The sequence below is a fragment of the Allopontixanthobacter sp. genome (assembly GCF_034376665.1).
GTDB lineage: Bacteria > Pseudomonadota > Alphaproteobacteria > Sphingomonadales > Sphingomonadaceae > Allopontixanthobacter.
Genome location: NZ_JAXMJI010000045.1, coordinates 1 through 8,382, shown reverse-complemented (window position 1 = coordinate 8,382; position 8,382 = coordinate 1). Strand labels below are relative to the sequence as shown.

Genomic DNA, 8,382 nt, shown 5'->3' with positions numbered 1-8,382 from the left:
CGCCTGCGCCGCGCGCTGGAAGAAATGGTGGTCGAGGGGGTCAAGACCTCGATCCCGCTGCATCAGGAACTGCTGCGGCAGGACGATGTGCTGAACGGCGATTACAGCATCAAATGGCTGGAAGAATGGCTGGCAACGCGGGAGGGGTAATTCCCGCGCCCGATCCTACTGTATGGGCGGGGTGTAATCGTCGCTGCGCAGAGTGATGATATAGGCCGCCAGCACATCGCTGTCTTCCTGCGCGACTTCGAAATTCATCGTCTCGGGGTAATTGTGCGAATCGCGCAAATATTCCGCCAAAGTCTCCTGCGTCAGCCCTGCGGAATTGGCGATCATTGGGAAAGTGGGCGACATAGGATTGGGCGAAATCTCGCCCGCTTTTGTGGCGTGACAGCCCGAACATAGTGCTTCGGACAGATCATAACCGGCCCTGGCAGGACCGCTCAGAACCCAGGGTGCCGCAGCGACCGCTGGTACCGGCCCGGCCTCAGCCTGCAAGACTGGCTGGCAGGCGGCGAGAGAGAAAGCGGCGAGCGCGATGGCAAGTGATTGGTGCATAGGGCACGTTATGCAGCGTTTGGCATCGGGCGGCAATGGCACCGCGATATCTTCGGTAGGGTTGGCCAGCAGGACCATCGGGTGCCTTGGAATTTCATGATGTCTGCTTACGACCCAGTTGCGGCCAACCGACTTTCTGCTACCAAACACAAAATGCGATGGGTTTTTGCAGCATTATCAGCGTTTTCAATCGCCGGTTGCGGGGAGACCATGAACACCGCTCCAAAGCACGGAACAGCGGTATTTTTCAATTTTTATGATGAACCTGTCCAAGTCTATTTCGATGATGAGCTGTTATTCGATGAGCGCATCGACGTGTCGATAGGCGAGGAGTCCACCGGTTTTTCAAAAGATGTTGAGGTCGATGTCAGGGGCTGCGCAGTCATGCGAGTGATTACTTCCACACAGACTGCCAACAAAAAGATTTGCCCGGAAAGGAATGGCTTCGGAATCTGGGTATCGCCGGAAAGCCAAACTGGCTCAATCGCAATTGTGTTTGAGCCAGTTTTTACACCAGCGCTTGATTAGCCGACCGGCAACTTTCCACGACATCCATGACATGGCGGAAAACTGGGCACTATTTTTTAACTCGCCAAACCCATAATGATGCATGCGAAACCGAGGATAGTCAGAACAATGCCGAACCGTCTCATTTTTGCATCTGACGATGGTGGCGGATAAGCTTCAAGCGACCGGTGTTCTTCGAAGTAAAGTTCCTCAGCACCGCCAGCGATTTCAGCCAATCTCTTTGTAACCGACGCCTCCGCCATCAGGCGCCTTTTTCTTGCGTTGAGCAAAATCGAAACGCCCGAAATCAGAGAAAGCGAACCATATAAGATCAATTGGTAGTTCATCGGTTGAGTAGATATCACGTCCACACCAATGACAACAGTTTAGGCTGCTTCCCACCCCATCTTCAGCCCCTCACCCCAGCGGCACACCCGGTTCATGCTTGGCCGTCCGAATCGTCAACGACGTCTTCACGCTCGCCACGTTGGGCGCAGGCGTCAGTTTGCTGGTGAGGAATTCCTGGAAGCTCTGCAGGTCGCGGCTGACGATCTTCAGGATGAAGTCGATTTCGCCGTTGAGCATGTGGCATTCACGCACCTCGGGCAGCTGCGCCATGTGTTCCTCGAATTCGCGCAGGGCGGTTTCGGCCTGGCTCTTCAGACTGACCATGGCAAACACGGTGATCGCAAAGCCGAGCTGGGAAGCGTCGAGATCGGCGTGATAGCCGCGGATGACGCCTTCTTCCTCCAGTGCGCGGACGCGGCGCAGGCATGGCGGCGCGGTCAGACCGACGCGGTGCGCCAGTTCGACATTGGTCACGCGCCCTTCGTTCTGCAATTCGGCAAGCAACTTGCGGTCGATTGGGTCAAGATTGGCCAAGGCTTGCGTCCCCTATAGCGCGACAGGCGAATAATGCCGCGTTCCGGTAATGAAAGCCGCATCGTTTCCGGCTCTCCCCTAATATTATTGTTCCTGCCAGCAATTGTCCCGCTTTGCAACGCACTCGCCGCAGCCATATTCGTTCGGCGCGAAGCTGATAGGGGCACGGCAGTTGCAGATTGCCCGTGCCCGGAACCTGGCGAGAGCCACGGGCGCGGGGGACGACGCCGATTTCGCTATGCCCGACCCACCGTTGCGGAGATTAGATGCTGTTCGACGACCGCCTTGCCACCGTGTTGCGCCACCGCGCGACGGGCGAGCGTGCCGCGCGAACACAGTTCCGGCAATTGCTCGACCTGCTCGGCAGCCGGTCGACCGTGCATGCGCCCGGCGAACCCTCGGCCCGCCGCGACCAGCAATTGCTCGCCTCGGCATGGCTGCGACTGGGGGCGCTGGGCGAGCTGCTGCCGGCCAGCGAACGCGCGGCGATGATCCGCGATCCCGGCCTGCGGTTCCGTAATCCCGACCTGGCGCTGCATCTGGCGGAAGACGAGCCCGAAGTGGCCGTGGCCGCGCTGGCCCGCGCCGATTTGTCGGATGCGGAATGGCAGGACCTGATCCCGCGCCTGCCGGTCCGCGCGCGCGGATTTCTGCGCCTGCGCCGCGATATGCCCCCGAGCACCGCCCGATTGCTCGATCGGCTGGGTATTCACGACCGCGGACTGCCGACACCGCCGCCCGCCAGCGTCATTGACGCCGCCGTCCCGCCCGAAGCGCAGCCCGCGCCCGCCTCTGCACCCATCTCCGGCACCGAAGGCAGCGAAATCGGCGCTCTGGTCAAACGGATCGAGGCTTTTCGTTCCTCCCGCCGGACCCAGCGCGCCAGCGGATCGTCTCCGCTCCCTTCGTCCGATGAGCGGGGCCAGGACCTGCCCCGCCTGTCGGGATTCGCCTTCACCAGCGATGCCGAAGGACGTATCGACTGGGCCGAAGCGTCGGTTGCGCCGATGATGGTCGGCAAGCGGCTCGGCGACGAAGGGATCACCCCGATTGCCTTCGCCCGGCATCAGCCGCTGCGCAATTATTCCATCATCCTGGAGGGCGCTCCCCTGATCGAGGGTCGCTGGGTCGTCGATGCTACGCCGCGCTTCACGGTCCCCGGCGGCAGGTTCTACGGCTATGCCGGCAAATTCCGCCGCCCTGCGGTAACCGCCTCGGGCGGGACGACGCAATCGGCTTCGAGCAGGGAGAGCGAAGCGGACCGGCTTCGCCAATTGCTGCACGAATTGCGCACCCCGGTGAACGCGATCCAGGGCTTTTCGGAGATCATCCAGCAGCAATTGTTCGGCACCACCCCGCACGAATACCGCGCCCTGGCCGCAGCAATCGCCGGTGACAGTGCCCGCATTCTGGCCGGGTTCGAGGAGCTGGACCGGCTCGCCCGGCTGGAAGCCGGCGCGCTGGAAATGGAGGAAGGCACCGCCGACCTGCGCGCGATGGTGGAGCGCACCTGCACCCAGTTGCAGGACGTCCTTCGCCCCCGCACTTCCAGCTTTGAACTGGCTGCGGACGACCGCCCATGCCGGATCGCCATGTCGGAGCGCGAATGCGAAGCACTTGGCTGGCGGCTGCTGGCAACACTCGCCAGCGTCACCGGCGCGGGCGAACTGGTCCATGTCACGCTGGATCAGGGCGCAGGCATGGCCAGGCTCGCTTGCGAACTGCCGATTAGTCTTTCCGAATCGGATGACATTTTTGCTGCCAGTACACGCCCCAGCGGCGGATCGCTGAGCGCGGGGGTATTCGGCACGGGATTCTCCCTGCGGCTGGTGCGCGCCGAAACCCGCGCGGCGGGCGGCGACCTGGTGCGGATGGATAATTGGATAATGCTGCAACTACCGCTATCCAACGGTGAGGCGAACGGTTCTGCAAGCAACGCCGACACCGCCTGACAGGGTCTCTGCAGCGGGACACTCCGGTTCTGAACAGGGGAGCATCATCCAAGTGCCACCGTCCGTATCCGATGCCCCAGGACCCGACCGGATCGCCCGGTTCCGCGCCGGTTGGGGGCAGCGCAGCCTGCTGACCGTGGACACGGAAGAAGAGTTCGACTGGAACGCGCCATTCACGGTCAACCAGCACGGACTGGACCATGTGGGTCGACTTACGAAATTCCAGCAGTTCTGCGAAGGAATCGGGGTATCGCCGGTCTATCTGATCGACTGGCCGGTGGCGGCATCGCCAGTGGCGGCCGAAATTCTCGGCGATGCGGTAAAAGCCGGCAGGGCAGAGATCGGCATCCAGCTTCACCCCTGGGTCAATCCCCCGCATGAAGAGGAAGTCAATTCCTTCAACAGCTATGCCGGGAATTTGCCGCCGGGGCTGGAGCGGGAGAAATTCCTCCGGCTAAAAGAGAAGATCGAAGAGAGCTTTCAAACCGACCCGATGATTTACCGTGCCGGCCGGTACGGACTCGGCCCCAACAGCGCGGCGATGTTGCGAGAAGCGGGAATTGCGATCGACAGCTCCGTGCGCAGCAAATTCGATTACCGCGCCGGACACGGCCCCGATTACCGCGCGACGCCACTGGTGCCCTATTGGCTGGACGAACCGCGCGGGGTGCTGGAACTGCCGCTTACCACGGTCTTCTGGGGGCTCATGCGCCGCCAGGGCGACCTGCTCCAGCCGTTGGTGGATCGGCATCCCCATCTGGGCGGCATCCTGTCGAGACTGTCGCTGCTGGAGCGCATTTCGCTGACCCCTGAAGGCATTTCGGCGGAGGAAGCGCTGCGCGGTATCGACATTGCGCTGGATGACGGTTTGCCGCTGCTGGTGCTGTCGTTCCACAGCCCCTCGCTGGTTCCCGGCAACACGCCCTATGTGCGGACGGAAGAGGATCTGGACCGGTTCTACGACTGGTGGCGGACAATCTACAGCTATCTCGAAAAGCGCGGCATAGCGCCCACCAGCGTGGCGGAAATCATCAAATCGGTCGAAATCTGACACCTTTTGCGGCTTACACCCACTCCGCTTCATCTTGGCGCTTGCCACCTGCCCCAAGCCAAGCTAGGCGCTGCACCGCTGAACGAGATCCTGAGGGCCTGTAGCTCAGTTGGTTAGAGCTGGCCGCTCATAACGGCTAGGTCGGGGGTTCGAGTCCCTCCGGGCCCACCGGATGCCAACTTTAGATGGATCTCGTACTCGAAAAATGTCGGGGAGTGGCGCAGCCTGGTAGCGCATCTGTTTTGGGAACAGAGGGTCGCAGGTTCGAATCCTGTCTCCCCGACCATTTTCTTCTGAAACCAGGACCATCGCACTTCGCACCGCGCCCTATCCGATAAGGGCCGGCAGGGCGTCGAACAGAATAGCGGCGGCCGCGACTGCGATGCCAAGGCCCGCTGCCGAAAACACGGAACGGACCTTGCTCGCTCGCCATAGCCAGATGAGCGCGGCGAGCGCGCCGAGGGTTACCGCCAGTGCGATCCAGCGGGCGTGCGGCTGACCGGGAAAGATGCTGCTGGCTGCCCACAGTATCATGAAGTGCGCCGCCCACAGTGCCAGCGCCAGCAAGGGCGTGAGCCAGTCCGTCTGGTTACGAAGATCGCGCGTCATCGACTCAGCCGCCCGGAAACAGGCGCACGAGGACCGTGATCGCCAGACCCTGAAGTGCGGTATAGCCGATGAACCGCGTGACCACGTCGAGCGTCACATTGGCGGGCCCGGAAAGCAGGCCCCTGCCGCTCCGAAACCCGAGATACAGCGCCATGATTGCCGCAATGGCCGCGGTACACCCCTGAAACGCGAGCAGGGCGAAGACCGTTGCCCCCTGCCCTGACGCGTCCGGAGCGAGTCCGGCACCGTTCCACCCTGTCCAGTCCCAGTAGAGCGCTGCTACCAGGAGCCCAGCGCCCAGCGCGGCGCTGAGCCAGGGGGTCTGCCCGGGAAATTCGTCGGCTCGTTTTCCGCCGAGCACACGCCGCGACAGCCAGGCGCAGACGAATGCTGATGCCAGCAGCGCGAAGATCCCCAGCGTCTGCGGCAGAGCCGGCGGGGCGATCCACACTTCAGGGTGGATGCCGTAAAGATACAGATAGCTGAACATGCCCATGAAAACGATCATCCCCAACACGATCATGAGCACGTTCAGCGCCCACCACCCATGCCCCGAAGGCCCGGTAACGGCGATCGGCACCATGATGCCGGCACCGATATCCGCGGTGTCCTGCTGAATCGGACGATCGGTCTCCCACAACCAGCGCAGCACGCACAGCAGCGCGACGACCCCGCTGAACACTGCGAAGGCGTAGGCCTGAACAGTCAGGGACAGGAAGAAACTTGCAGTGAACACCGCGGCAGCGACGGGATACGGTGACGGACCCGGCATCAACTGCAGATATTGCGGTTCCGCGTTGATCGGCGAGGTGATGATCGTCTCCCGAAGTCCCGTGGCGCTGTTGGGCAGGAAATATCGTCCCGCCGCAACGTCGTCGCACAGGTCCTTGTCGTGCCACAGCGGCTCCCGGTCCCGCACGACCGGGATCGACCGGGTTGAATACATGCCGGTCGGCAGCCATTCGAGCGTCCCGCCGCCATAGACATTGCCGGCGTCGTCGCTGGTGGTGAAGCGGAACTTGCGGGCAAGATCGATCAGAAACAGCAGCACCCCGGCGGCGATGATGAACGCGCCGATGGTGGAAACCAGGTTGAGGATATCCAGCCCGCGATCGGGCAGATAGGTATAAACCCGGCGCGGCATCCCCATCATTCCGGTCAGATGCATCGGCAGGAACGTCACGTGCAGCCCTGTGAACATCAGCCAGAACACCCACTTGCCCAGCCGTTCCGACAGAGCGTTGCGGCTGGTCATGCCGTTCCAGTAGTAAAATGCGGCGAACATCGGGAAGACCATTCCGCCCAGCAGCACGTAATGCAGATGCGCGACTACGAAATAGCTGTCATGCGCCTGCCAGTCGAACGGTACCATGCCCAGCATCACGCCGGTCAGCCCCCCCATCACGAAGATCGTGACGCTGCCGACAACGAACAGCGCGGGAGTCGACCAGCGGATCTTGCCCGCGGCGAGCGTGGCGATCCAGCAGAACACCTGAATGCCTGCCGGCAGCGACACGGCCATGCTGGCGGCGCTGAAATAGCCGGTCGACAGGCGCGGCATTCCGGTGGCGAACATATGATGCGCCCACACCCCGAAGCTGATGAAGCCGGTCGCCACCAGCGCCAGCACGTTGAGGCGGTAACCGATGAGCCTGGTTCGGGCGATGGTCGCCACCATCATGCTCATCAGCCCCGCGGCAGGCAGGAAAATGATGTAAACCTCCGGATGGCCGAAGAACCAGAACAGGTGCTGCCACAGCAGCGGATCGCCGCCCCGGGTCGGATCGAAGAACGGCCAGTTGAAAGCCCGTTCCAATTCCAGCAGTAGCGTCCCCAGGATGACACTGGGAAACGCGATCACGATCATCACCGCGAACACCAGCATGGCCCAGGCGAACATCGGCATCCGGTCCAGCGTCATCCCGGGCGCGCGTGTGCGCAGTACGCCGACGATGATCTCGATGGCCCCGGCGATGGCCGAAATCTCGATGAAGCCGATCCCGAGCAGCCAGAAATCGGTGTTGATCCCAGGGCTGTAGGCGATCGAGGTCAGCGGTGGGTACATGAACCAGCCGCCATCGGGCGCCAATCCGACGAACAGCGACGCGAAAAAGGACAATCCGCCGACAAAATAGGCCCAGAACGCATAAGCGGACAGGCGCGGGAACGGCAGGTCGCGGGCCGCCAGCATCTGCGGCAGCAACATGATGCCGATCGCCTCCACCATGGGCACCGCAAACAGGAACATCATCACCGTGCCGTGCATGGTGAAGAACTGGTTGTAGGTATCCTGCGGCAGGAATTCCTGCAGCGGCGCGGCCAGCTGGATCCGCATCCCGAGTGCCAGTATTCCGGCAAGCAGGAAAAACAGGAACGCGGTCGCGACGTAGAAGAACCCGACGTAATTGTTGTTGACTACGGTCAGCAGGCCCCAACCCTTGGGGTTTTCCCAGATCCTTTCCAGTTCCTCCAGTTCCCCTTCGGGACGCGGGCGATGCGTGGGAAACAAGCGGTAGAGATTGTGGTCGAACCCGGTTTCGGATCGCCGCCCCTCCATCGCATCCCGCCGGTCGCTCAACGAACGACCGGTCATTTCTGCTGCTCGAGCCAGATGGCGATCGCTTCCACTTCCTGCGCCGACAGCATGGGATAGCTGGGCATCCGGTTCCCCGGCTTGATCGACTGGCTATCCCCGATCCAGCCCATCAGCGTCCCCCGGTTGTTGGGCAGGATTCCTGCCCCGAGGGAAAGCCGGCTCCCGACATGGGTGAGATCGGGTCCGGCAAGCCCGTTCGCCTCCGTACCCGCAACCCGGTGGCACGC

At 62.1% G+C, this 8,382-nt stretch carries 9 protein-coding genes, 2 tRNA genes and 1 pseudogene; 6 read left to right on the top strand and 6 right to left on the bottom strand.

Annotated elements, in window-relative coordinates; all coding sequences use genetic code 11:
* Nucleotides 1–150 (top strand): annotated as a pseudogene (locus U0988_RS04610) (acetyl-CoA carboxylase biotin carboxylase subunit); the annotation flags it as partial.
* A gap of 15 nt (nt 151–165) precedes the next feature.
* On the opposite strand, the gene U0988_RS04605 reads toward U0988_RS04610, so the two are convergent.
* A complete protein-coding gene (locus tag U0988_RS04605) occupies nt 166–558 on the bottom strand; it encodes a hypothetical protein (RefSeq protein ID WP_322291465.1) in 393 nt (130 codons plus the stop codon).
* A gap of 96 nt (nt 559–654) precedes the next feature.
* On the opposite strand from U0988_RS04605, the gene U0988_RS04600 reads away from it, so the two are divergent.
* Nucleotides 655–1,086 carry a hypothetical protein gene (locus U0988_RS04600; RefSeq protein ID WP_322291464.1) on the top strand — a complete coding sequence of 144 codons (432 nt, stop codon included), beginning with the start codon at nt 655–657 and terminating at the stop codon, nt 1,084–1,086.
* 56 nt (nt 1,087–1,142) lie between these two features.
* Here the strand turns inward: U0988_RS04600 and U0988_RS04595 are convergent, their stop codons facing one another.
* The gene (locus U0988_RS04595) at nt 1,143–1,412 is read right to left on the bottom strand and encodes a hypothetical protein (protein ID WP_322291463.1); all 270 of its coding nucleotides are present in this window, start codon (nt 1,410–1,412) and stop codon (nt 1,143–1,145) included.
* Nucleotides 1,413–1,482: 70 nt separating this feature from the next.
* Nucleotides 1,483–1,947 (bottom strand): Lrp/AsnC family transcriptional regulator, encoded by a 465-nt coding sequence (locus U0988_RS04590; protein ID WP_322291462.1) that lies wholly within the window; start codon nt 1,945–1,947, stop codon nt 1,483–1,485.
* Nucleotides 1,948–2,213: 266 nt separating this feature from the next.
* Here U0988_RS04590 and U0988_RS04585 point away from each other — a divergent pair, with 266 nt between their 5' ends.
* From U0988_RS04585 to U0988_RS04570, 4 genes are all read left to right on the top strand, one after another.
* Nucleotides 2,214–3,899 (top strand): sensor histidine kinase, encoded by a 1,686-nt coding sequence (locus U0988_RS04585; protein WP_322291461.1) that lies wholly within the window; start codon nt 2,214–2,216, stop codon nt 3,897–3,899.
* Nucleotides 3,900–3,951: 52 nt separating this feature from the next.
* Nucleotides 3,952–4,950, top strand: a complete 999-nt coding sequence (locus U0988_RS04580) for a polysaccharide deacetylase family protein (RefSeq protein WP_322291460.1) — start codon at nt 3,952–3,954, stop codon at nt 4,948–4,950.
* A 94-nt stretch (nt 4,951–5,044) separates the two neighbouring features.
* A tRNA-Ile gene (locus U0988_RS04575) sits at nt 5,045–5,118 on the top strand.
* A 41-nt stretch (nt 5,119–5,159) separates the two neighbouring features.
* Nucleotides 5,160–5,236, top strand: a tRNA-Pro gene (locus U0988_RS04570).
* A 41-nt stretch (nt 5,237–5,277) separates the two neighbouring features.
* On the opposite strand, the gene U0988_RS04565 is transcribed toward U0988_RS04570, so the two are convergent.
* From U0988_RS04565 to U0988_RS04555, 3 genes are all read right to left on the bottom strand, one after another.
* Complete coding sequence (locus U0988_RS04565) at nt 5,278–5,559, bottom strand: hypothetical protein (protein ID WP_322291459.1); 282 nt, start codon at nt 5,557–5,559, stop codon at nt 5,278–5,280.
* 4 nt (nt 5,560–5,563) lie between these two features.
* Entirely contained in the window at nt 5,564–8,152 is a 2,589-nt protein-coding gene (locus tag U0988_RS04560) for a cbb3-type cytochrome c oxidase subunit I (RefSeq protein WP_322291458.1), read from the bottom strand.
* Nucleotides 8,149–8,382: c-type cytochrome (locus tag U0988_RS04555; protein ID WP_322291457.1), on the bottom strand; the 234-nt coding region annotated here is incomplete at its 5' end. The genes U0988_RS04560 and U0988_RS04555, both read right to left, overlap by 4 nt.

Coding starts and splice junctions, on each gene's coding strand:
- U0988_RS04605 (WP_322291465.1), bottom strand. CDS start 558: ATGCACCAATCACTTGCCATCGCGCTCGCCGCTTTCTCTCTCGCCGCC.
- U0988_RS04600 (WP_322291464.1), top strand. CDS start 655: ATGATGTCTGCTTACGACCCAGTTGCGGCCAACCGACTTTCTGCTACC.
- U0988_RS04595 (WP_322291463.1), bottom strand. CDS start 1,412: ATGAACTACCAATTGATCTTATATGGTTCGCTTTCTCTGATTTCGGGC.
- U0988_RS04585 (WP_322291461.1), top strand. CDS start 2,214: ATGCTGTTCGACGACCGCCTTGCCACCGTGTTGCGCCACCGCGCGACG.
- U0988_RS04565 (WP_322291459.1), bottom strand. CDS start 5,559: ATGACGCGCGATCTTCGTAACCAGACGGACTGGCTCACGCCCTTGCTG.
- U0988_RS04560 (WP_322291458.1), bottom strand. CDS start 8,152: ATGACCGGTCGTTCGTTGAGCGACCGGCGGGATGCGATGGAGGGGCGG.